At 42.4% G+C, this 25,028-nt stretch carries 18 protein-coding genes; 11 read left to right on the top strand and 7 right to left on the bottom strand.

Features of this window, described 5'->3' with window-relative positions; translation table 11 throughout:
- Nucleotides 1–5 precede the first annotated feature (5 nt).
- The gene (gene atpA, locus J4861_RS02270) at nucleotides 6–1,589 is read left to right on the top strand and encodes a F0F1 ATP synthase subunit alpha (RefSeq protein WP_211816539.1); all 1,584 of its coding nucleotides are present in this window, start codon (nucleotides 6–8) and stop codon (nucleotides 1,587–1,589) included.
- 12 nt (nucleotides 1,590–1,601) lie between these two features.
- The gene (locus tag J4861_RS02275; protein WP_211816540.1) at nucleotides 1,602–2,579 is read left to right on the top strand and encodes a F0F1 ATP synthase subunit gamma; all 978 of its coding nucleotides are present in this window, start codon (nucleotides 1,602–1,604) and stop codon (nucleotides 2,577–2,579) included.
- Nucleotides 2,580–3,070: 491 nt separating this feature from the next.
- Here J4861_RS02275 and J4861_RS02280 read toward each other — a convergent pair whose 3' ends face one another.
- The 7 genes from J4861_RS02280 to J4861_RS02310 all read right to left on the bottom strand — a co-directional run bounded on the left by J4861_RS02280 (nucleotide 3,071) and on the right by J4861_RS02310 (nucleotide 15,362).
- Nucleotides 3,071–3,736: an RloB family protein gene (locus J4861_RS02280; protein WP_211816541.1), complete on the bottom strand. Its 666-nt coding sequence runs from the start codon at nucleotides 3,734–3,736 to the stop codon at nucleotides 3,071–3,073.
- 17 nt (nucleotides 3,737–3,753) lie between these two features.
- Nucleotides 3,754–4,941 carry an AAA family ATPase gene (locus J4861_RS02285; RefSeq protein ID WP_346267011.1) on the bottom strand — a complete coding sequence of 396 codons (1,188 nt, stop codon included), beginning with the start codon at nucleotides 4,939–4,941 and terminating at the stop codon, nucleotides 3,754–3,756.
- A 672-nt stretch (nucleotides 4,942–5,613) separates the two neighbouring features.
- Complete coding sequence (locus J4861_RS02290; protein ID WP_249110800.1) at nucleotides 5,614–6,765, bottom strand: DDE transposase; 1,152 nt, start codon at nucleotides 6,763–6,765, stop codon at nucleotides 5,614–5,616.
- 51 nt (nucleotides 6,766–6,816) lie between these two features.
- Nucleotides 6,817–8,250, bottom strand: coding sequence for an IS66 family transposase (gene tnpC / locus J4861_RS02295; protein ID WP_211816543.1), 1,434 nt, complete (start codon nucleotides 8,248–8,250; stop codon nucleotides 6,817–6,819).
- Nucleotides 8,251–8,346: 96 nt separating this feature from the next.
- On the bottom strand, nucleotides 8,347–8,571 hold the full coding sequence (locus tag J4861_RS02300) for a hypothetical protein (RefSeq protein ID WP_211816544.1): 225 nt from the start codon (nucleotides 8,569–8,571) through the stop codon (nucleotides 8,347–8,349).
- A 425-nt stretch (nucleotides 8,572–8,996) separates the two neighbouring features.
- Nucleotides 8,997–10,781 carry a 30S ribosomal protein S1 gene (gene rpsA, locus J4861_RS02305; protein WP_211816545.1) on the bottom strand — a complete coding sequence of 595 codons (1,785 nt, stop codon included), beginning with the start codon at nucleotides 10,779–10,781 and terminating at the stop codon, nucleotides 8,997–8,999.
- A gap of 108 nt (nucleotides 10,782–10,889) precedes the next feature.
- Nucleotides 10,890–15,362, bottom strand: a complete 4,473-nt coding sequence (locus J4861_RS02310) for a translocation/assembly module TamB domain-containing protein (RefSeq protein ID WP_211816546.1) — start codon at nucleotides 15,360–15,362, stop codon at nucleotides 10,890–10,892.
- Between the two features lie 201 nt (nucleotides 15,363–15,563).
- On the opposite strand from J4861_RS02310, the gene J4861_RS02315 reads away from it, so the two are divergent.
- The 9 genes from J4861_RS02315 to J4861_RS02355 all read left to right on the top strand — a co-directional run bounded on the left by J4861_RS02315 (nucleotide 15,564) and on the right by J4861_RS02355 (nucleotide 24,853).
- Entirely contained in the window at nucleotides 15,564–16,913 is a 1,350-nt protein-coding gene (locus J4861_RS02315) for a Na(+)-translocating NADH-quinone reductase subunit A (protein WP_211816547.1), read from the top strand.
- A 259-nt stretch (nucleotides 16,914–17,172) separates the two neighbouring features.
- Complete coding sequence (locus J4861_RS02320) at nucleotides 17,173–18,324, top strand: NADH:ubiquinone reductase (Na(+)-transporting) subunit B (RefSeq protein WP_036923861.1); 1,152 nt, start codon at nucleotides 17,173–17,175, stop codon at nucleotides 18,322–18,324.
- Between the two features lie 17 nt (nucleotides 18,325–18,341).
- Entirely contained in the window at nucleotides 18,342–19,055 is a 714-nt protein-coding gene (gene nqrC / locus J4861_RS02325) for an NADH:ubiquinone reductase (Na(+)-transporting) subunit C (protein ID WP_009434655.1), read from the top strand.
- Between the two features lie 27 nt (nucleotides 19,056–19,082).
- Nucleotides 19,083–19,712 (top strand): NADH:ubiquinone reductase (Na(+)-transporting) subunit D, encoded by a 630-nt coding sequence (locus tag J4861_RS02330; RefSeq protein ID WP_204868245.1) that lies wholly within the window; start codon nucleotides 19,083–19,085, stop codon nucleotides 19,710–19,712.
- Between the two features lie 2 nt (nucleotides 19,713–19,714).
- Nucleotides 19,715–20,341: an NADH:ubiquinone reductase (Na(+)-transporting) subunit E gene (gene nqrE, locus J4861_RS02335; protein ID WP_004360385.1), complete on the top strand. Its 627-nt coding sequence runs from the start codon at nucleotides 19,715–19,717 to the stop codon at nucleotides 20,339–20,341.
- Nucleotides 20,342–20,348: 7 nt separating this feature from the next.
- Entirely contained in the window at nucleotides 20,349–21,617 is a 1,269-nt protein-coding gene (nqrF, locus tag J4861_RS02340; protein ID WP_021670849.1) for an NADH:ubiquinone reductase (Na(+)-transporting) subunit F, read from the top strand.
- A gap of 676 nt (nucleotides 21,618–22,293) precedes the next feature.
- Nucleotides 22,294–22,503 (top strand): hypothetical protein, encoded by a 210-nt coding sequence (locus J4861_RS02345; RefSeq protein WP_211816548.1) that lies wholly within the window; start codon nucleotides 22,294–22,296, stop codon nucleotides 22,501–22,503.
- Between the two features lie 46 nt (nucleotides 22,504–22,549).
- Nucleotides 22,550–24,163, top strand: a complete 1,614-nt coding sequence (locus tag J4861_RS02350; RefSeq protein WP_211816549.1) for a hypothetical protein — start codon at nucleotides 22,550–22,552, stop codon at nucleotides 24,161–24,163.
- Nucleotides 24,164–24,388: 225 nt separating this feature from the next.
- Nucleotides 24,389–24,853 (top strand): HU family DNA-binding protein, encoded by a 465-nt coding sequence (locus tag J4861_RS02355; RefSeq protein ID WP_211816550.1) that lies wholly within the window; start codon nucleotides 24,389–24,391, stop codon nucleotides 24,851–24,853.
- Nucleotides 24,854–25,028 lie beyond the last annotated feature (175 nt).

Genomic DNA, 25,028 nt, shown 5'->3' on the forward strand with positions numbered 1-25,028 from the left:
ATAACATGTCAGATAAAATTAAACCAAGTGAGGTGTCAGAGATTCTTTTGAAAGAACTTCAAGGCATCAACTCTGAGGAGAAGTTTGATGAAGTCGGTAGCGTACTGACCGTCAGCGACGGTGTAGCACGTGTCTATGGTCTTCGCAATGCTGAAGCCAATGAGTTGCTTGAATTTGAGAATGGCACCATGGCTATTGTCATGAACTTGGAGGAAGACAATGTAGGTTGTGTCCTTCTTGGTCCTACTGAAGGTATCAAGGAGGGACAGAGCGTGAAGCGTACACATCGTATTGCCTCTATCCGTGTCAATGACAACTTCTTGGGACGTGTAGTCAATCCGCTTGGAGAGGCTATCGATGGTAAGGGTGAAATCGACTTGACTGACTCTTTCGAGATGCCATTGGACCGTAAGGCGCCAGGTGTTATCTATCGTCAGCCAGTGAAGGAACCACTCCAGACGGGTCTGAAGGCTGTTGACTCAATGATTCCTATCGGTCGTGGTCAGCGTGAGCTTATCATTGGTGACCGCCAGACAGGTAAGACAGCCATTGCCGTTGATACTATCATCAATCAGAAGAGCTTCTACGAGCAGGGTAATCCTGTTTATTGTATCTATGTTGCCATCGGTCAGAAAGCTTCTACCGTTGCTACATTGGTGCAGAACCTCAAGGAGCGTGGCGCATTACCTTATACAATTATCGTAAGTGCTACAGCGGCTGATCCTGCTGCTATGCAGTATTATGCTCCATTTGCCGGTGCTGCCATTGGTGAGTACTTCCGCGATCGTGGCTACTCAGCCCTCGTTATCTACGATGACTTGTCAAAGCAGGCTGTTGCCTATCGTGAGGTATCACTGATTCTCCGTCGTCCTTCAGGTCGTGAGGCTTATCCTGGTGACGTCTTCTATCTCCACTCTCGTCTGCTTGAGCGTGCTGCACGTATCAACAACCAGCAGGAGATTGCAGAGAAGATGAACGACCTCCCAGAGTGTATGAAGGGTCATGTACGTGGTGGTGGTTCACTCACCGCACTGCCTATCATTGAGACACAGGCAGGTGACGTGTCAGCCTACATCCCAACTAACGTGATTTCCATCACTGACGGTCAGATTTATCTTGAGTCAGACCTCTTCAATCAGGGCTTCCGTCCAGCTATTAACGTAGGTATCTCCGTATCTCGTGTAGGTGGTTCAGCGCAGGTTAAGAGTATGAAGAAGGTAGCTGGTACGTTGAAGATTGATATGGCACAGTATCGTGAGTTGGAGGCATTCTCTAAGTTCTCATCAGATATGGACAAGGTCACAGCGATGACCCTCGACCGTGGACGTAAGAACAACCAGTTACTTATCCAGCCACAGTACAGTCCAATGCCTGTGGGTGAGCAGATTGCTATCCTCTACTGCGGTGTACACGGCTTGATGCGCGATGTACCTGTTGATCAGGTTCGCCAGTGTCAGGACCAGTTCCTTGAGACCATGCGCACTACTCATGCCGATGTCATCAGCGATTTGGCTGCTGGTAACCTCGAAGACACTTCTATCAAGGTAATCGAAGAAGTCATGGGCAATATTGCCGGACAATATAAATAAAGACAATACAGAATGGCATCCTTAAAGGAAATCAAGACTCGTATAGCCAGTGTTCAGAGTACTCGTAAGATTACGAGTGCGATGAAGATGGTTGCGTCGAGTAAGTTACACCATGCCCAGAATGCCATCGAGAGTATGCTTCCATACGCGGCTATGCTCGAACACATTCTTAAGGCTTTCCTTGTCTCTACGCCCGATACGGATACTCCGTTCGACGAGCAGAGACCGGTGAAACGTGTTGCCTTACTCGTGTTCTCCTCAAACAGTTCTCTCTGTGGTGGATTCAATGCGAATGTCATCAAGCTGATGCAGCATACGATAGACGAATATCATGCGCAGGGCCTGACCGACAAGGATATTGTCATCTATCCTGTAGGACGAAAGGTGTATGAATCAGCAAAAAAGCGTGGGTATACCTGTGTATATCCTTATCCATTGCTTGCTGATAAACCAAATTTTGAGGAGTGCCGCAGTATTGCCATGGAGTTAAGCCAGAAATGGTTGAAGGGCGAGTTTGACAAGGTGGAGATTATCTACCATCATTTCAAGAGTGCAGGAAGCCAGATTCTCCAACGTAAGAATTTCCTTCCAATTGACCTTGAGGAAGAAGTCAATGCCGACTCTACGCGCGATCTTTCATCAAATATCGCAACGAAGGCTGCACAGGAATATCTCAAGAGGAAAGGACAGTCTGGAACACAGAAGTCTAATAATGAGGCTGTTGTTCCTCTGAATGATAACTTCATCATTGAGCCAGACCTGCGCACAGTCTTGACAACATTGGTACCGAAACTGCTGAATAACATGGTTTATACTGCCCTTTTAGACAGTAATGCCTCTGAACATGCAGCGCGAATGGTTGCCATGCAGACCGCAACAGATAATGCTGACGACCTGCTTCGTGGACTCAACTTGCAGTATAACAAGTCGCGTCAGGCAGCCATTACGTCTGAGTTGCTCGATATTGTTGGCGGTACGGTAAATAACTAACTTCCTGCTTCCCCTCGGGGAAGGCAGTGAAAAGAATCTAATAGACAGGGATAAGCTCTTTGCTTGTCCCTGTTTTTTTTGATTAATTGGGCTTATTAGCCCAATTAGCCTCATAAGCCCAATAATTATGCTATCACATTAATCACGCCCCTCACTTTGGGGGAGGGGATGGGGGAGGGGCTTTCCCTTTTGTCCTAACTTTTCATCCCATCCCATCCCAATTGATGCTTAATTGGCTTCTAAAAGACGCCCAATAGGCTTGCAAAAGATGCTCTTTAAGACTTCAATAGGGCATTTATTGAAGTCTTAAAGAGCATCTTTTGAATTACAAATTTGTAATGACTTGATAAACAGGTCGTTGTAAAGATACTAAAAGGATTGTTTACTTTTTTGTTTTTAGGCTTGATACTTTTCTGTGTTTTTGTAATTATTTTTCTGCGTATCTGTTGAATGCGTAGTAATAGTTTCCTTTTTTTATCTTAGATAAAATATTAAAGTAGTTCGGGATGCTTTAGTTCTTCAATTAATAAGTCGACTTCTGTACGTGGATTGTGCATTTTAAAGTCTTTATTTTTATATTTTTCTCGGAGTTGGCGAGACCTTTTACAAGCTTCGTCTTCGTTTCCATATTTTTGCAATAAATTATAAAAGTTAGTAGAAGCCTTATCATATTTAAAATCATTTTGGCCAGAAGTTTTTCTTATATTTGACTCTATTACTTTTATATAACCCTTACGATTTAATCCTGTGCTAATATTTTGGAAATGAAGGCAGTACCATAGTTCAAAGGATTCATTACTCCAAGCGCATCCTATATTTTCCTTTTTTGCGCTTAGAATTGCCTTGTTGAAGTCCTTAAATTCATCTTTATCAAAAACAAGCCAAACTCTATCAAATTTAATTTGTCGTCTATTCTCTAACTCACTCCGTATTTTCTGTGCTTCAGTTAATAATCTACAGGTTCCTTTCCCACATCCTTTAATATCAGAACTTGCAGTATGAACTTCTGACCATTGATCTTTTATAAAGGACCTAAAATAGTTAGGTTCTGTTTCTGTCCCTTCACATACTATTAAGAATCGTATAGATATTATTCTTGAGCCTTGTTTACGTTTTCCACCTGCTAAAGGTTTTCTATTTTTCATCTCTTTCCTCATGGTTTTCTTATATATTTTTATTTGATGAAAGGAATTGCTCCGTAACGTCCATTTATATAGTCATTTTCTATATCTCGATCATTTCTTACTTTGAAGTCAAGCAATGAATAAAGATCGCTTGCTTCTGTTTTATCTTTTTCTGTAAACCAGATCTGGTCTCTCCGCAGGTGTTTTGTATTTAGCAAATGTGTGTCATGCGTCGTAAAAATTAGTTGTGAACCTTTTGGATTAGTTTCTTTATCCATAAATAAATGAACGATAGCACGTGTTATCATTGGATGAAGTTTTGCATCGAGTTCATCTACAAATAGTACTTTTCCACTGATAAGCGTATTAAAAATGGGACCAGCTAGGCTAATTACTTTGTTTGTTCCATTTGATTCTTTATCATCTGCTCGGAATACTTTTTGGCCAACAATCTCTCCATCTGAGTCATAAATATGATGCGTTGTAAATGTTTCTAAGAACTTGTGGCTATTTACTTTCTCTTGATTTAGAAATGGTAAATTAGCTAACTTTTCTTTTATTTCATCAGGAACTTCCCTTTCCTTAACTTTAATATTGGTAAAGCCTAAGTCAAGGTTTTCAAAAAGAGCCATTGCATCATCACAACCTTTAAGATGTTTTTCTAACATTTTAAGTGTAACATGATTATACGCATAATCCTCAAGACCTGAGATTACATTATAGTGCTTAAGATCTTGAATGATTTTTTGAGAGATTTGACCATTTAGTTGTGCAACAAGTGATAAGAAAAGTCTATTCTTAGTTGTAGAACTTTCTTTATTTTTTCCTTCTGTAAAGTATGTAGATGATATGGAGAAATTCTGTCTTTCTCTACGAAATAGATAATGTTCTTTGGCGCCATAAGAAAGCCTGCGTTCATAAAGCCATTCTCCAATAATTGCTTTGCGTGTATATTCAAAACCATATCTATACAGTGCTCCATCCATTAAGAGCTGAACTTCAAATAGTGTAGGTTTCTTGTCAGAGATGTTATCGAGCATAAATGGCTCATATTTAATTGGCTCATCAGAATTTAGTTTTACATTGTTAATAAGAATATGTCTGAAAACTCCAAATGCTTTTATTACATTTGTTTTACCACTGGAATTAGCCCCATAAAGAACAGCTACAGGAAGTAGACGTAAGCCATCTTTTTCTATAACAGAATCGCTTAAGTCCTTTATCTGTGCAGATTCCATCCGTAAACTCTTTATGTTCTTAAAAGAACAGAAGTTGCTAAAACTAAAATTAATTAACATAGCATATTATTTTTTATTGTATCTGTTGCAAAGATAATAAATATATATGTCTATTTGTGCGTTTTTCTGAGAAATTTTCTCGTAAAATGTATTATTTTTAGTCTTAAGATAAATAAATATATTGTTGTTATATATTTTTGAACTGTTTGAAGTTAGATATGCTAGATTTAATTTTATGATTTCTTTAGTTATTCTATTATAGATCTTTCTTTATAGAAAAACGTTTTTTGTAATGCTTATAATCAAAGCAGGATACCAAATCTTTAAATATGTAAAACTTCAACAATACAGATAGATATAGAGATACAGAGATTTTTGTTTGTGTTATTAAGCAGCAATAGTATATACAGAAGTTTTTTAATTTATCTTGCTATCTGATAAAACTTAAATAGCACATAATTTCTTATGGTATCGAATTTATATAGGGAATTTCAGTTAATTCCCTCTTAGAGCTCTCCAAGGCAGCCAAAAACTGCATTCTTTTCCTTGGAGAAGGTCCCAGAAAAAGAATATGCTGTGTTATTTGTTCAAAAATCTCAAATAATGAGTCATATGAGCACACCTGCCCTTTCCATACTATCTATGGACTTGTAAAATTATCCTTAAGTTTTATTAGGCAGCCTTCTTCCCCCTCCGAGCCATCTCCCTTGCGGCAAGAATGGCAGCATTTGCTGTATGGATTCCGAAGAAGAGTAGTAGCCTCTCGCTAAACATATTGCGTGCCTTGATGCGTCCAAGGCTATAGTGTTGCTTTTGATTTCCAAAGCTACCCTCCATTACCGTAGCTCTGAGGTTTCCAATAATCTTTCTCGCTGTCTTGAGACATTCAGCTTCTTCTTTGGGTCTTGGACCTTTTCTAGTGAAACAGGTCGTTATGCCTTTTTCTGTACACATAGTGCGGTTGGCATTGTTGGCGTATATGGAATCGGCACCTACACGCTTGACTTTGATTCCCGTCAAAGATTCTTGATATTCTATACATAGCTTAAGACGGACACCCTCGTTGAATGCCTCAAAGCTGTGGTGCTCTATGAATGATATGCCGTCTATCTGTATGTTGTTGACCTTTGCCCCAAACTCTACACGCTTGTTTTCCTTGCCTCTGACAATAGGACGGAGGTAGGGGCGGTCGATGCTGACGATACGGTGCTTGACTTCCTTGCCGGAGAATAGTTCTGACTGTTGGAGGCATACCTCACGCACAGCGGACAGCCGCTTTTCTTGTTCTGCCGACAGACAGATGCAAGGACTGTACTGTTTACGCAGACGATTCCATTGGGACAGGAGTTTGGACAGAAGCCTCAGGAGTCTTCTCCTGAGCTTGCGCGTGGACGAGGCTGTGTGCTTGCGCTGCTTAGCGTATGCAAGCCTGGCCTTGTCAATATTATTATACTTGCTTCTCGGAATACGCTCTGAGAGGTGTTTACACTCGGAGACCAGCAGAGTGTGAAGCCAATAACAACACTCCCAGAGCAGCTTGATATCCGTAGGAAAACGCAGGTAGCTCTCGTAACAGGTTGCATCCGTCAAGCACAGGTCTTTGTCTTTAAGGTTGTCTTTCCATTTGGCATACAATATGCCCTGAAAGCTGTCTATGTCAAGAAACTGACCAAGACGATTGCGTATGGCACTTACAATCTTTCCATCCTTGATGGGACAGGAGGGGTCTATCAGAACACCACAGAACATCTGCATGTGGATGCTTCCGTTAAGCATTTCTATCAGACCATCGTCAGACAGACCTGTGTATGACTTAAGGAACATTAGGGCTATTTCTCCTTCACGTAACTATTCAGCGATAATTGATATATATTATCAAACCTTAAATAAGGCTTGAATCGCATTATATGGAGTTTTGTCGTGCTTCTTAGCTGTTTCTACAATCGAATGAAGTTCAAGGAAAGCGTCTGCTCCGAAGTCTGAACGAAAAGCACAGGAGTTCTTCAGTTTGATTTTTAGCTTGCGTATTCCACGTTCACTTCCATTATTGTCAAATGGTATCATCGGATTTTCGAGGAAATTGAAAATGTAATCTCTGCATTTGACCAAGCCTTTTCTGAACGTAATAAACTTTTTACCAAGCTCCTCTATATTCTGTTTGAGCAGATTGTCTAAACGTCGGGTCCATGACACCTTGTCTATAACGTCGTTCGGATTGGTATTCCGCTTGTGAATGGCTTCACGGAACAGATTGGTTACTTTCCCAGACCACTCTTGCTTAGTGTTCAACTCTGAGAGATATTGCAGTTCGCGCAGTAAGTGAGCAAGGCATACCTGATGATTGAGGAAATGGAGTGCAAAGTATGCGCTATGGCGGTCGGTAACGGCAGTCATTCGTTCCAGGCTATCGCCAAACTTGTCTGCTAATACCTTCGACCCTCTTCCATTAGCACGGAAAAGCAGTGTGTAATAAACGGTTTGTGCAATCCATGCCCAGTCGAGTCTTTTCTTACAGTACAAGCCGCTCTCATCGAAACCAACAACTGCTGATGACTTAATATATCCTTTAATTTTATCAATCACAGGTTGCGCATTTCTCTTTGCCTCATTTACCCAGTTCACCAGTGAGCCTTCGCTTGGAGTGAGTCCAAATACCTCACGCAAAAAACTTGCTATGCGACCGTAAGGAAGAAATTGTACGACACTCAGATAAACCACTAAGGACTTTATGCTTGAATCATATACCACGTTGTTTGACCGCCGTCTCGGTACTGTCCGAATACGTTCACCACAGTTCTTGCATACCATCACATAGTGTCGGATTTCCTTGATTACGGGCTTCAACTCTGGAATGGAAATAACCTGCGTCACATAATCAAGCACACGTTCTGCATCTGATAAAGATTCTCCGCAACGAGTGCAATAGTTGGGTATCTCATCAATTATCTCGTCAGGTATGGAAGAGTAAGACAACTTATGCCCATCATGCCCCTTTTGTCCTCCCGGCTTCTTACCACTTGGCTTACGGAGGCTTCTTGTTCTTCTGATAACCTCATCCTTTATACGCTCCTTGCTTGGAGGAGTGCTGCTGTTATTAGAGTTTTTGTCAGGTTTTTCATACTTAGCTAAGCGTTCCCGTAAGTTTATAAGTTCCGTATCTTTCTTGCGAATTTGGAGGTTCAAAGCATTTATGTTACGGTTCAATTTGATAATCTCGGCATACTGCTGATTAACAGTTGCACGTAATAATCGCATCTCTTCCGTCATGCCTTGTAATACTTTTGATATGTCCGTAACCTGCTCTTTCATAGGTATAAAGGTACAAAGAAAATCTGAAATACGCAAGAAAAACAAGCATATTTATAGCCTTTATACTAAGATTTTAGAGGAGAAAATACAGACTGATCAATACCGCTGAATAGTTACTCCTTCACCCGAGAAAAGAGGCTTTTTGCCTCGCTTGCTCTTATGGCTAAGGTTCGTATACTCTGCTGCCAACTCCTTTAGTGGGAGCTGGGAATGAATGCGTCCAAGTTCGCTTTGTGCAAAGCTTTCACGATAGCTCTGTAAAAAATCGAACTCTGTAAAGGGCAAAGTTGGTGTTATATCAGAAATTTTTTGTATCTTCACGACGATTTATTTTAAGTTTTCCCCCGATTCTGCCCGTGATGGGTCGTTCGGGGGATTTTATGTAAAGGTACAAATAATATATTATGCTGACAAACAATTAGTTAGAAAAATTCTGAATATCCCTATATAGCTATATCTACATTCATTGTTTAAATCTATGCTTTTTGATCAAATAAATTAAGTTTTTGATGAGTTATTTGTCTTTATTCATTATGATGAGTATATTATTCAGTGATTTTTGTCACTTATGCTGGATTCTTTATAAATTAGATGATATTCAGGAGAGTTTTTGGCTTTTGAACTTTTATATGTGGAAAAAGTTTACCATATAGCAATAATTAATTAACTATGAATTATGTAATCAAAAAAAGAGTACCAAGAAAACTTGATACTCTTTTTATTTATGTTAGATTTTAGTGTGCAAATTACTTGCCACCCTCCATCTTCTTCTTCAAGTCAGCGAGAACACCGAGGTCGCCGAGAGATGTACCTGCTGCAACGTTGTTGATAGCAGCTGCGTCATTCTTTGGCTTGTTCTGGCTTGCTGGACGCTGGCGACGTGGCTCTTCCTTAACCTCCTCGAATGTACGAGAGTGAGAAAGGATGATACGCTTAGTGTCCTTAACGAACTCGATTACCATGAATGGAAGAACCTCACCAAGCTGTGCCTGTGTGCCGTCCTGCTTAACAAGGTGCTTTGGAGTAGCGAAGCCCTCACCACCCTCGCTGAGAGTGATAACAGCACCCTTGTCCATAGACTCGGTAATCTTACCCTCGTGGATTGAACCTGGAGTGTAGATTGCCTCGTACTCATCCCAAGGATTAGACTCGAGCTGCTTGTGACCGAGGCTCAAGCGACGATTCTCCTTATCGATTTCGAGAACAACAACCTCAATCTCAGAACCCTGTGAAGTGAACTCAGATGGGTGCTTAACCTTCTTAGTCCAAGAGAGGTCGCTGATGTGGATAAGACCGTCAACACCTTCCTCAAGCTCTACGAAGATACCGAAGTTAGTGAAGTTGCGAACCTTTGCAGTGTGCTTAGAGCCTACTGGATACTTAACCTCGATAGCCTCCCATGGGTCTTCCTTGAGCTGCTTGATACCGAGAGACATCTTACGCTCGTCGCGGTCGAGTGTGAGGATAACTGCCTCAACCTCGTCACCAACCTTCATGAACTCCTGTGCAGAACGCAAGTGCTGGCTCCAGCTCATCTCTGAAACGTGAATCAAGCCCTCTACGCCTGGCTGAATCTCTACGAATGCACCGTAGTCAGCCATAACAACTACCTTACCCTTAACGTGGTCGCCAACCTTGAGGTTAGGATCCAAAGAATCCCAAGGGTGCTGAGTGAGCTGCTTGAGACCGAGAGCGATACGCTTCTTCTCCTCATCGAAGTCGAGGATAACAACGTTAATCTTCTGGTCGAGAGCAACAACCTCATGTGGATCGCTTACGCGGCCCCAAGAGAGGTCAGTGATATGTACGAGTCCGTCAACACCACCGAGGTCAACGAATACACCGTAAGATGTGATGTTCTTAACAGTACCCTCGAGGATCTGACCCTTCTCAAGGTGAGAGATAATCTCCTTACGCTGTGCCTCGAGCTCAGCCTCGATGAGTGCCTTGTGTGAAACGACTACGTTACGGAACTCCTGGTTGATCTTAACAACCTTGAACTCCATTGTCTTACCAACGAATACGTCGTAGTCGCGTATAGGGTGAACGTCAATCTGGCTGCCTGGAAGGAATGCCTCGATACCGAATACGTCAACAATCATACCACCCTTAGTGCGGCTCTTGATGTAACCCTGGATAACCTCGTCGTTCTCCAGTGCCTTGTTGATATTCTCCCAACTCTTCTGGAGGCGAGCCTTCTTGTGAGAAAGAACAAGCTGACCGCGCTTGTCCTCCTGGTTCTCAACATAAACCTCTACCTTGTCACCAGCCTTGAGCTCTGGGTTGTAACGGAATTCAGAAGCAGGGATGATACCATCGCTCTTGTAGCCGATGTTAACAACTACTTCCTTCTTGTCAACTGAAATAACAGTACCTTCAACTACCTGGTGCTCCTGGATCTTGTTAAGAGTTTCGTCATAAGCCTTAGTAAGATCGCTCTTACTTGCCTCAGCGTGTGCGCCGTTCTCGAACTCATCCCAGTTGAAGTCAGCTAAAGGCTGTACATTCTGGACGTCTTTGAAATTTGTCATAAAGTGTTTAAAAAATAATTTAATTAATAAAGTTCGACTTTATATTACCTGTAATATGGGCGTAGTTCGCCCAAATCGGGTGCAAAGTTACGAATAATATTCTGTATATTAGTGCTTTTGCTTCTGTTTTTTTGTTTTTTTCTTTCTACTTCCGAAAATATCAGTCAATCTGTTGAAGTCTTTCTTCAGAATCAAACCTATACCCTGAGTTGTCAGAGAGTTACGTGTGAAGTAACGGTCGTTGGTTTGGTTATAGACACGGAAGGCTACGTTACCGCTTGGGAGGAGGAGGTAACGGATGTCGAAGTCGCCTATGAAGGACGATTTATCCTTGGCTACATTGTCTCGATAACCAAACTGTCCGTTGAAGAGCAGACGGTTGTTAAGCATGCTTCCTGAGAGTAGTCCTTCGTATTCTGCATTGTCGAAACCTTCATTACCTGTCGCAATATTGGCACCGAAGTTCCAGTTGTTATCCTTCACAACATTGGACAATACGGTGTTGATTTGTTGTGAAATTGTACCAGAGAGTAGACTCTGCATAGCAAGAGATGCACGACTTGGCGATTCACTGTCTCGTGCTGGATTGTTATTCTTGCTCTGTGGGTAAAAGCGTCCGACTGCTAAAAGGTAGAGTACTTGCTGGTTAAGTTCTTGCTCAGAGTTGAGGATAGAGCGTATCATCTGTTGTGCATCAGGCGAGAGCGTTGGGAGGTCGAGACCGAAAGAGACAATCGGTGCACCTGGTGTTCCTTCGATATTCAGCAAGCAGTTAACCTTTGTGTTATTGGATGTGAAGGACTTACCCATTCCAAGGTCGCCCAAAGGAACAGAATTGATGATATAGTTAGCTTTTAGATTCAATGCAGCATTGAACGGATCGCCACCGAAGGCAATCGTTGAACCCGGCTGGAAGATAAATTGCTTCTTGATAATATTCTGAATCGTGAGGTTATACTGTCCGTAGTCTACGTTATAGTTTCCAAAGAGTTGGAAGGCTCCCTTATTATAATAGGACGCACGAATCATTCCCGAACCATTCAGACGGATATTGTCGCCAGTGGCATCATCAAGTAAGACGCCAAGCGTAAGATTCGGATTTGAATGTACGAGGAAGTTGATGTGTAGGTCGCTCGGTATGTCTCTGAATTTGACGATATCCGATACCTTCTTTGGAGCTGGTTTTGCCGCAAAACTGAGTGTGTCCGCAGCCTCAGGGATTAAAACTCCAGTGCTATCCTTTGGTACGTTAATCCAGCGAATGAAGTTACTTGTACTTGCATCATTGGTTGAAGAGGCATCATAAGTAATATAGGTGTTCTTTTCCGGTTCCATATCAATGTTCATTGTTGTTGAACCCGGTTCACCTTTTATATTACATTTACCAGTGCCGTACACCACACCCCAGAACGAGTCTTTCCCTTGTTTCTTAGGGAAGTTATAAGCTAAGAGGTTTCGTGCGAGGATATTGATGTCGAAAGTGAGGTGGGTAAGATTCTTGTGATGTAATCCACCTGTAACGATACCGATATGTCCTTGTGGGTCAGTAATAGTGTCGTTTCCAAAGATAATTTCGTTTGGAATGATGCGAACACGTGCGTCGCGCATCTTATAGGTAACACCTGTTGGCTTTACATATACGCTTCCATGCACTTGCATGTCACCTTCAAGATTGATGGCACTAAGGGGTCCGACGACTTTACACCAGCCGTTTCCTTGCACTTGAATCTTGTCCATGAAAGAGCCACAGAAGCTCTTTAGGAAGTAGAGATGTGTGTTATTGGCAAAGATAGGAAGGTTGATATAGCTTTTCTTAATGTCTACATAGCCTTGGATGTCTGTTCGTGTGCCATCACCTGGGTCAGCATAGGCGTCAATATTAATCTTACCTTCTTTGTCATTATAGTTTGCCTCCGCAAAGAGCGTACCCATATCTCCATCTTCAAATTGGAAGTCTTGCACCTCAAGTTTCGCTTGCATCTGTGGATGATGGAAGAACGATTTGATAGAAGCTGTACCAGAAGCCGTACCAGCAAACTTAACGCTTTGGAAGTCAACAAGGTTAAGAATATATGGAACGTTGATATCCTTGAATCTTACAAGGATAGAATCGCTTTGATTTCCAGACGTCTGACCATTAGCAATGATATGCTGGTTGTGGTTGGAAAGCTCAAAGTGGTCGATGGTCAGATTGTTCCGATGATAAGAGATATCGGAAGGTTGCACTTGTAACGCAATGGAATCGAAGTTGATTTCTGATGGGTTGAGGTGCAAGCGAGTCTCTAAGTCGCCATGACGACGAGAGAAAGAGGCAATGCTGTTGACATTTCCGTATATAGGAGAAAGTCCCGGTATACGAAAAGAAATGTTGGAAGTAACGGTATTGTTTGCAATCAATCCCTGTGCGTTGATAAGGACATGTGCTCCAGTTTCTCCCTTTCGTTCACCAGAAATAGTGGTCTGCAAGCCTTGTGGCTCACTCTTAATGTTCAAGATGAGATTCTTAATCTGCTGTCCTGAGTAGGTTACGTCGGGCGCATTGACGTGTAAGTCTATTTCGTTCTGGCGTTCTCTTACAAGTCCTGCGAGCCTTATAGCATGTGAAGAAACAATATTAGTATTCAGCAGACTATTGATAAACTTCGTGTCATTTAGGCGCAAAGTGAAGGCATAGCTTGCCTTGCCAATTCCCATGTTAAAGCGTGGAGGTGGTGAGAAAAGACTTGGGATATAATGTCCTAAGATACGTCTTATGCTTTGTGGCAATTGATTATAATCATACTGTCCAGCAAGGTGTAGCTCACCAAAGTCAGTCTCTGCGTCAAGCGACTTACCTAAGAGTCCGTTGTTAGTCTTGATACTTACCTGGTTAAGGATAATGTTCTGACCTTCCCCAATCATAGCAAAGTTGTTGACATCGAGATTTCCTATGATATCATTCAAGCTCGCACCCTGTCCTTTAATCTTAGAAGTAAAGGAGATTGTTCTGTTACCTAACGCCTCTGTTAGCTGAAGTTTGTGTAAGTTGACGGCATCAGCAATGATTGAGATGTCGGTAGATAGTTTTTCTTTGTGTTGCATGAAAGCCATTATGTTGGCAGCTTTTCCGTCGATATTCAGCTTTCCATTAGGGTCGTTTATCGCTGCTTTACCTATGAAAATGTCGTTCTTATAGATTCCATCAAGGTGAATATTCTTATAAGTATAGCCCTTATAATAGAAAGAGGAAACGTCACCCTTTGCGGCGATATAGGATAGGTTGGTGTTGCCTTCCACCTTGATATTCGTGCTTAACTTACCAAAGTCGTTGTTGTCAAGTACTTTCGCAAGATTCAATTCGGTAGTACTAACCGTTCCTTGGATGTTCTTTCCGTGAATAACAGTAGCTAACTGAACGTTACCAGCATCTGTGTTTAGCAGTCCCTTTGCTGTATATTTCCCCATGTTATGGGCGAAAGTACCACGATAGTAGATACTACCAATGTTATTCAATGGTTTAGGGAGGGGTTTGTGCGTAACTTTTGTGATGGATTGAAGGGTGTTCTTGCTAACCTTCAGTGGGCTGAAAGTGAAGTCCCAAATAGGACTCTTTTGGATGTTTCTTACCCATCCTTTCACCTTAATTTGAGTCGAAAGAGTCTGATCAGAGACGTTAAGATGTTTTACCAATACAGACTGACTTGTACCTTCTGCATCAACTGTAGCTGTATAGCTGGTCGTCAATGGCTTTAAATCGGGTAGGATAGGGGTAAAGTCGGAAGGCTTTATTGCAGCTTTGAAGCCCTTGATGGTGTAATGTAAAGTATTGAAATCCAACTTCTTGTTATTGAACTTGTAAGTTGTAAGTAACTCCTTTAGCGCAATCTTGCTGTTAGTTCCATCGAAGATAAAGTCATGTAATGCGGCTTGCTGTTGATTAGCTTTTAATTCAAAAGCCAACTGCTTCACCTCTAAACCTGATGCTTCTTTGAAAGCCAATGCCCTAAGATCAGCCCACACACTCGTGTCATCCAACTTGTTAAGAATGAGGTAAGACGAGATGTCACTTACGTTGATATGGTTCAGATTCAGTTTGTTAGGCGTGGTAGGTGCATCTAAACAATCGTATTTAATGTTGCCATGTCGAATCACAAGACTATTAATGGACAAGTGTAAAGGAGTGTGACTTGTTGTGTCCTTAGATGCCAATGAATCCAATACAAATTGGAAGTTAGGTTTGGCATCTTTACTCTTTTTGTATAGTTCTGCCCGTAAACCAAAAAGCTGTGCAGAGGAAATATTAATCTCACCTGTACGTAAGAGATGCCAGATGTCGACCCTTGCTCCTACTCGTGATGCCGATAACATCTTCTTATGACTTTGGTCATAGATGAGAATGTCGTCTAATACGAAACGATTGATAAAGCCTAAATCAATACGTCCTACGTGTACTTCTGTACCCAATTTATTGCCCGCTACGTCGCCTACTTTTTGGGCAAGAAAACCCTGTACTGCTGGTATGTGTAGCAGTACGATTGTGGTTATGTAAAGACCCGCTATGGTCCATATAACCCATCGTATAATTGTTCTAAGTTTCTTCAATGCGTCTACAAAACTACAAAAAAACCATTTTATACTGAAATTATTATATCTAAATGTGCCAAATCTGCTTAAAATTTGCTACATTTGCAGAAAATAAGCTACGCTCGGCAAGCAAAGGATTGTTTATCTTATGTTTTGTGAAGCTTATTTAGGGTTGAAAATATTAAGATGAAATAATATAAAAATCGCTTTATCATTGTTATGGCAAATGTAATTAAGTTACGAAAGGGCTTAGACATTAACCTTACAGGACGCGCGCAGGAACAGATGTTACCTGTGAAATCATCTACGGAATACGCTTTGGTTCCAGATGACTTCCCAGGATTGACACCTAAGGTGACCGTTCGTGAAGGTGATCATGTCCGAGCTGGTGACCCATTGTTTGTTGACAAAGGGTGCACTGAAGTTAGCTTCGCTTCTCCTGTGAGCGGTACCGTCACAGCTGTTGAGCGCGGAGAAAGACGTAAGGTGTTGCGTGTGAAGATTGCTGCCGATGCGCAGCAGGAGTATGCTGACTTCGGCGTGAAGGACGTGGCGGGCTTATCCGCTGATGATGTCAAGGCTTCATTGCTGCAGGCGGGATTGTTTGGTTATATCAATCAACTGCCTTATGCTGTTGCTACACGTCCAGACACAGAACCAAAGGCAATTTTCGTGTCTGCACTTCGTGATAAACCTTTGCAGAATGACTTCGAGTTTGAGTTGAATGGTCAGGAGAAAGACTTCCAGACTGGTTTGACAGCTCTCGCTAAGATTGCAAAGGTTTATTTGGGTATTGGTGCAAAGCAGTCGGCTTCAGCGTTGACTGGAGCAAAGGATGTTGAGGTAACTGTTTTCGATGGTCCTTGCCCAGCAGGTAATGTTGGTGTACAGGTAAATCACATCGACCCAGTTAATAAGGGCGAAGTGGTATGGACTGTTGAGCCAACAGCCGTTATCTTCTTTGGTCGCTTGTTTAACACCGGTAAGGTAAACCTCACTCGTCGTGTAGCCATTGCAGGTAGTATGGTAAAGCAGACTGGTTATGTAGATGCCCTCGTTGGTACTCCATTGAAGCAGATTCTTGTAGACAACATCGCTGATGGCTGTCATGTTCGCATCCTCAACGGTAATCCTCTCACTGGTGTCATCGCTAATGAAGAATCAGTGCTTGGTGCACATACTTCAGAGATAACATTGATTCCAGAGGGTGATGACGTACACGAAATCTTCGGTTGGATGCTCCCTCGTTTCAATGACTTCTCTACTTCTCACAGCTACTTCACTTGGTTGCAGGGCAAGAAGGCGTACAATCTCGATGCACGTGTCAAGGGTGGAGAGCGTCACATGATTATGAGTGGCGAGTACGACAGAGTGTTACCAATGGATATCTACAGTGAGTACCTCATCAAGTCAATTATCTCTGGCAATATTGACAGCCAAGAGCAGTTGGGTATCTATGAGGTAAGTCCAGAAGACTTTGCACTCGCTGAGTTCGTTGATAGTTCTAAGTTACCTTTGCAGAAGATTGTGCGTGAGGGCTTGGATATCCTTAGAAAAGAGAATGCATAGGGGTCTTATGAGCCCACAATGACTTTAACTTCAGTTTCAGTTCAGTTTTCTCAGAATGTTATCCGTCAGCAGTCAGCCAGTAGTCATTGACGTAACGGAAAGTTCTCGTTGGCAGAGAATGATGTTGGCAGAGCTTAGTAAGATGATTACAAACGGCTTGTACAGATATTACAAACGGCTTGTACAAACATTACAAACGTTTGGTAACAATTCAAGAAACAGAAACTTTGGACTTTAAGAACCCTATAATAAAAGTAATATGAGTTTAAGAAATTATCTCGATAAGATACGCCCAAACTTTGAAGAGGGCGGAAAGCTTCACGCTTTCAAGAGTGTCTACGATGGTTTCGAGACGTTCCTTTATGTTCCTAACGAGACATCAAAGAGCGGAACTTCTATCCATGACGCTATTGACTCGAAGCGAATTATGAGTTTGGTGGTACTTTCATTAGTACCAGCTATGCTCTTCGGTATGTACAATATCGGCTATCAGAACGCTTTAGCAGCTGGTAAGTTGGCTGATGCTACCTGCTGGGGAATGTTCCTCTATGGTATGCTTGCCCTGTTGCCAAAGATTCTTGTGTCTTACATTGTCGGCTTAGGTATTGAGTTTGCTTGGGCACAGTGGAAGGGTGAGGAGATTCAGGAAGGTTATCTTGTATCAGGTATTCTGATTCCATTGATTATTCCTGTGACCACACCACTTTGGATTCTTGTGCTTGCAGTAGCCTTTGCTGTCATCTTCACGAAGGAAATCTTCGGTGGAACAGGTATGAATATCTTTAACGTTGCCTTGGCTGCACGTGCCTTCCTCTTCTTCTCTTATCCAAGTAAGATGACGGGTGATAGCATCTGGGTAGCAAAGGATTCTATCTTAGGTCTCGGCTATACCTTGCCAGACGGTTTCACAATGGCAACCCCATTGGGTGAGATTGCACAGGGAACAAGTGTGAACGCATCTGTATGTGATATGGTATTAGGTCTTATCCCAGGTTCTGTGGGTGAGACATCTGTTATCGCTATCGCTATCGGTGCTGTAATCCTTCTTTGGACAAACATCGCCAGCTGGAAGACAATGTTGAGCGTATTCCTCGGTGGTACTGTGATGGGACTTATCTTCCATTCAACTGGTGCAACACCAATTCAGTGGTATGAACACCTTGTTTTAGGTGGTTTCTGCTTCGGTGCAGTCTTCATGGCAACCGACCCAGTAACCTCAGCACGTACAGAGACAGGTAAGTGGGTATATGGTTTCTTCATTGGTGCGATGGCTATCATCATCCGTGTATTGAACCCAGGTTATCCAGAGGGTATGATGCTTGCTATCCTCTTTGGTAATATGTTCGCCCCACTCATCGACTACTGTGTAGTTCAGTCAAACATCAGCAAGCGCGCAAAGCGTGCTAAATAAATAAGGAGGACGAAGAAATGAAAACAAATAGTAATTCTTATACAATTATCTATTCTGCCATCCTCGTGCTGATTGTAGCCTTTTTGCTTGCTTTCGTATTCCAAGCATTGAAGCCAATGCAGGATGCTAATGTACAGCTTGATCAGCAGAAGCAGATTCTCTTTGCACTCAATCAGAATCGTGATATGAGCAATGAGGAGGCTGTTAAGCTTTGGAAGCAGATTATCATAGCAGATGATATCATCAATGCAGATGGTAAGGTCGTTGAGGCTGGAAAGCAGGGTGGCGTTGATGCCGGCTTTAAGTTGAATAGTAAGGATGCCAAGGAAGGCAAACTCGCTTTGTTCCGTTGTAAGGTAAACGGTGAAGATAAGTATGTTATCCCTGTTTATGGTAATGGTCTTTGGGGACCTATCAATGGCTTCATCGCTATCAATGGTGATAAGAGAACCGTCTTTGGTGCTTACTTCAACCACGAGAGTGAGACTGCTGGTCTCGGTGCTGAAATCAAAGACAACAAGGCATGGCAGGATTTGTTCAAGGGTAAGCATCTCTTTAGTGGAAACGATACTCAGAAGATAGCACTTGCTGTTGAAAAGAAAATCGAAGACCCATCTACGCAGGTAGATGCCGTAACAGGTGCAACGCTTACCAGTAATGGTGTAACAGAGATGTTCCATGCAGACAAGGGTGGACTTCAGCCTTACGTTAAATTCCTGAACAGCAAATAATATTCTAATCTTTAGAACAATAAGAATATGGATTTATTCTCAAAACAAAATAGAGAGGTGTTCAGCAATCCGCTGAATCTGGACAATCCAATTATGGTCCAGGTGCTCGGTATCTGTTCTGCCCTTGCCGTAACTTCACAGCTGAAGCCGGCAATAGTTATGGGACTTGCCGTTACCATTATTACGGCATTCTCTAATGTTATTATTTCACTTATCCGTAACACAATCCCTAACCGTATTCGTATTATCGTGCAGTTGGTGGTTGTTGCAGCTCTGGTAACGATTGTTAGTCAGATTCTTAAGGCTGTGGCTTACGATGTGAGTGTAGAGCTTTCAGTTTATGTTGGACTTATCATTACCAACTGTATCCTTATGGGACGTCTTGAGGCTTTTGCTATGACAAACAAGCCTTGGCCAAGTTTCCTTGATGGTGTCGGCAACGGTTTAGGTTACGCTATGATACTTGTTGTTGTAGGTGCTGTTCGTGAGTTCTTTGGTCGTGGCTCATTGCTCGGTTTCAAGATTCTCCCACAAAGCCTCTATGATGCAGGTTATATGGACAACGGAATGATGTCAATGCCAGCAATGGCACTCATCCTTCTCGGTTGTGTTATTTGGGTTCATCGTGCATATTTCTATAAAGAAGACAAGAAGTAATTATGGAACATCTTATTAGTTTATTCTTCCGGTCCATCTTTGTGGACAATATGATATTTGCGTTCTTCCTCGGTATGTGTTCATACCTTGCGGTATCTAAGAGCGTAAAGACTTCATTGGGTCTTGGTGTGGCCGTAACATTCGTGTTGCTTGTTACCACACCAATCAACTATCTTTTGCTGACTAAGGTCCTCGGTCCAGACTGTCTTGCAGAGGGTGTTGACCTTACTTATCTTAGTTTCATTCTCTTTATCGCTGTCATCGCTGGTATCGTACAGATTGTGGAGATGGCTGTTGAGAAGTTCTCACCTTCACTTTATGGTGCGTTGGGTATCTTCCTTCCGCTGATTGCCGTTAACTGTGCTATCATGGGTGCTTCACTCTTTATGCAGCAGCGTATCGGTCTTGACCCAGCAAGCACACAGTATATTGGTACTGTATGGGACGCACTTGTCTATGGTACAGGTTCTGGTCTTGGCTGGACATTGGCTATCGTGGCAATGGGTGCTATTCGTGAGAAGATGGAATATTCTGATGTACCAAAGCCTTTGCAGGGTCTTGGCATCACATTTATTACAGTAGGACTGATGGCAATGGCAATGATGTGCTTCTCAGGTCTTAAAATCTAAGTAAACAATGGGACAATTCATAACAATAAGTATTGTGGTATTCCTTATCACCATCCTTGTGTTGGTGATTCTTCTGCTTGTGTCTAAGAAGTATCTCAGTCCAAGCGGAAAGGTAAAGATAACAATTAACGGTGATAAGGAGATGACCGTTGATCAGGGTAGCTCAGTTCTGTCTACGCTGAATGAGAACGGTGTGTTCCTCCCTTCTGCTTGTGGTGGTAAGGGTAGCTGTGGCCAGTGTAAGTTGCAGGTAGTAGAAGGTGGCGGTGAGATTCTCGATTCAGAACGTCCTCACTTTAGCCGTAAGGATGTTAAAGATCATTGGCGTCTCGGATGTCAATGTAAGGTGAAGGGTGATATGTCACTCAAGGTTCCTGAGTCTGTCATGGGCGTTAAGGAGTGGGAGTGTACCGTTATCTCTAACAAGAACGTGTCAAGCTTTATCAAGGAGTTCAAGGTTGCCTTGCCTCCTGGTGAGCACATGGACTTCGTTCCAGGTTCTTACGCACAGATTTCTATTCCTGCTTACGACTGCATTGACTATGATAAGGACTTCGATAAGAACGATATCGGTGAGGAATACCTTGGTCCTTGGAAGCAATTTAACCTCCTTTCTCTGAAGGGAAAGAATCCAGAGCCAACTGTTCGTGCTTACTCTATGGCGAACTATCCAGCTGAGGGTGACATCATCACACTGACTGTTCGTATTGCAACACCTCCATTCCTGCCACGTCCGCAGGTTGGTTTCCAGAACGTACCAACTGGTATTGGTTCTACTTACATCTTCTCTCTTAAGGAGGGTGATAAGGTGATGATGAGTGGACCTTATGGCGACTTCCATCCTAACTTCACTTCTGGTAAGGAGATGATTTGGATTGGTGGTGGTGCTGGTATGGCTCCTTTGCGTGCGCAGATTATGCACATGACAAAGACCCTCCACACTCGTGATCGTGAGATGCACTTCTTCTATGGTGCGCGTTCACTCAGTGAGGCATTCTTCTTGGAAGACTTCTGGGAACTTGAGAAGGAATATCCTAACTTCCATTTCCACCTCTCTCTCGACCGTCAAGACCCTAAGGCTGATGAGGCTGGCGTGAAGTATTACACTGGTTTTGCAGTAAACTGTATCCGTGATGAGTATCTAAAGGATCACGAGGCACCAGAGGATTGTGAGTACTACCTCTGTGGACCTCCAATGCTTATCAAGACTGTTACAGACTATCTTGACAGCATCGGTGTTGATCAGGATGCAATCATGTACGATAACTTCGGATAAATCAATATCCTATTCATATAAAGCGAGGAACCTTATTGGGCTCCTCGCTTTTTTGTTACCTTGTCTTTTCTCGCTTATTTTGTCTAATTTATACATTTCTTCTAGATTTCCTTGCCAATTCTAAAAAGATGTCTTATCTTTGCAGCCGTGAAACAATTAGCAATGACATATCAGACCAATCCAGCGCAGCAAAGAAACTTTGATTTCTTTGCCTTTTTTAGTGCTTTATATTTGGTAATTTCAGATATTTTGCTAACACACACACACACACACACACACACACACACACACACAGGCGCACCTAGCGTTTAATCATACTTTTTTTCTTCCATCCTACGCGCGCGCGAAGCGTGGCGTAACCCTTGTAAACAAAGGACTTCTAGGAGTTTCCTTTGTTCGCTTTTTTGTGCCCGTTTGCGAGCTATCAAGAAAGCAAAATAAGGACGTTTTAAGTACTGATTTTATCACAAAAGATAATTGTAATTCTCTGATAATAGTTTGTTTTCTCTCGTTGATTTCTCGGGCAGGCAGCAGTGATATGCTGTCTGCCTGTAGAGAGGAGAGGGCAAGCGGTTAAGAAGAATAGATAATGAATTCATCAGGATGTATATAATAAAAGGTGAGCGACAAAGCCACATAGAGAGTAAATAACAACTATTTTAATCAAATCAAAAAGATGATGAAAACAAAAGAACGAAAAGTCTATCTCGTGCCACAGTGCCAGATAGCACACATGAATGAAGAAAGTAACCTTATGGCTACCTCTTTTCCTAGCCAGCACAACCCAGGCCATCACGCTTCTGGCCCATCAAGTGCTAAAGCTGTAGCTGAATGGGAGGATTTAGAAGAGAGTAGTAAGGGAACTTCTTCATCATGGGAAGACTAAATGAGAGTTATTAAACAGAATTAAAATCACAAAGAAAAGACAGACAATGAAAAAGAAATTATTTAAGACACGCCTGTTATCGTTTGCCGCTTTCTGCGGCCTTGCGTTGGCGTTCGTATCGTGCGCTAATGAAGACGTAGCACAAGGCACAACAGGCACAGAGATTGATAACGATAAGAATCTAACAACTTTCGTTGCAGGCGATGAGGCTAAGACCCGTACCTCAATGGACTACACCAGTGGTAATTTCTATTGGGAAGCAGGCGACTATATTTATGTAAAGGACGACGACGGCACATGGCAGAAGAGTAGCAATGCCCCAACAGGCAAGGTTGCTTCTTTTAAATTTAAGGTACCAGGAAAGTTCAAGAATCATACAACTTATAAGGTTTACTATCCTGGCAAGAATGGTAGCAATGATCAGGTAACCATTCCAGCAGCTCAAAGCCAATCAGAGCCAAACAGCACCGCTCACTTTGGCGTGTCAGGCGACTGCGGAACAGCCACAGCAACAGGAACCGTAGGTGGTGGTTCATTCTCTTTTGCGCTTGATCATCAAGCAGCGATCCTTGTTCTCCAGCCTTATAACCCAAACGCAACCTTAAATGATTGCTACCTTACAAAAGTTGAAGTAACTTCCGACAATAACATCACAGGAACTTACACGCTTGACCCATCAAGTGGCGAGCTTACTGGTACAGGTACAGGCAAACAGATTGTTGTTACAACAGCCGGAAGTAGCGTTTCTCCTAACGGTTTCCCAATAAAGAAAGTAGCCAGCGTAACAGATAACAGTGCCTATGTACTCATCAAGCCGGGTACACATACGCTCACGGTAAAATACACCTTAAAAGATATTGCCACCAACGTAGAGGGAACTATCACCAAGACCCTAAGTGCTTTCAATTACGACAAGAACACCTATTACGATATGACAGCTAACCTTGACATAAAGGATTACGATGGTGACCATTACTACATGTGGGATGCGCAGGAGCAATACTGGAAAGGATTCGAATGGACACATAAGAATCCGCTTTGGCAGCCAACACTCAGTAGTTACCTATCTGGTGCTACAACTTCTACCTTCTATCCGCAGAGTAAGGCTACAGATCCTACCCGATGGTATAATGATAGTTACCTTGGAAGTGGTGTAAGAAATGATGCACAGACCTCCTATTTCAAGACACTTCCTAATGCTAATGAGTTGAGTTGGTATGTTGTGTACGGTGATCCTCGTTGGGATGCCGATAGGCTTTGGACAACTATGGGACACTTATATAAAGGTGGAGCGTGGTTTAAGAAGAAATCAGTACTGATTGCAGAAGGTCATTATAATACAGAGAAGTCTGCAGATAATATAACGGATCTACGTATAATGCCAAGTAGCTATAGTAATACCAGTTGGACTCCAGGCTTGCCTACGGCAGCTGATGCTAATAAATACTTCTACCTACCTGCGTTGGGCTACTCTATCCTTGGTCAGCAATCTCAGGTTGGTTCTTACGGTGGTTACTGGTCATCTAGTGCTAGTGCTGGGAGTAGCAACAACCAGGCGAACTCAATTAACTTTTCTAATGGTTATATGACTATGGGAGGGGCTATGGGGCGCCACTTTGGCTTCAGAGCGCAGCCATTTTCAGATTTTGGGAATAATTAATGCGAAAAATATTTACAAACATAAGAGTGTTTATGCTCTTTTGTAATATATTGACTATCAATGCATTGTAAAATAGACTATCTCGGTATAGGACTAAGGGTACCTCGGTCCTATACTGAGATACCCTTAGTCCTATACCGAGGTACCCTGAGAATAGGGGTGAGACTATCTTAATTAAGAAAATAATTTACAAATTATATTTATCAACTTTAAAGTATTAATATTATGGCATTTTTCAAAAAAGTAAAGAAAAAGATTACAGGCCTGTGGTATCCACAGGTAGTGACGGTTGGAAAACCAGTAACAACAGACCAGGTAGCAGACCGCTTGGCATTGATTTCGACGGTGAGTCGTGGTGACACGTATGCTGTATTGAAGGATCTTGGCGGTGTGATGGCTTCCTTTATGGGCGAGGGGCGCACGGTGAAACTGGAGGGTGTGGGTACATTCTACTATACCATCAATGCTGATAAGGGTATCGCGAAGCCTGAAGAAGTGACAGCAAAGCAGATTAAGGGCGTGCGTGTTCGCTTTATCCCTGAATCATCGCGCACGCAGAGCAATAAGGTTGCTACTCGCTCGCTGGTGTCTGAAACTATCTACTGGGAGGAGTGGAAGGATGAGAAAGAGAAGGAGGAAAAGAAAGAGAAAGGAAAGAAAGAAGGTGGCGGTGGCCCTGTAGCTGGATAAACCCTTTCTTAGTCTCTTCCTGAAAAGAGAGGAGCCTAGCGATGTATAGGCTAGAATGTAGAAGAGGATGTGCCAATAATGACGGCACATCCTCTTTTTGTATTATAAAGATTTACGTACTTTAAGAACGAGAAACGCTGATAACAATACTATCCTTGATGTAACGTTTATGTAC

Source organism: Prevotella melaninogenica (genome assembly GCF_018127925.1).
GTDB classification, from domain to species: Bacteria; Bacteroidota; Bacteroidia; order Bacteroidales; family Bacteroidaceae; genus Prevotella; species Prevotella melaninogenica_C.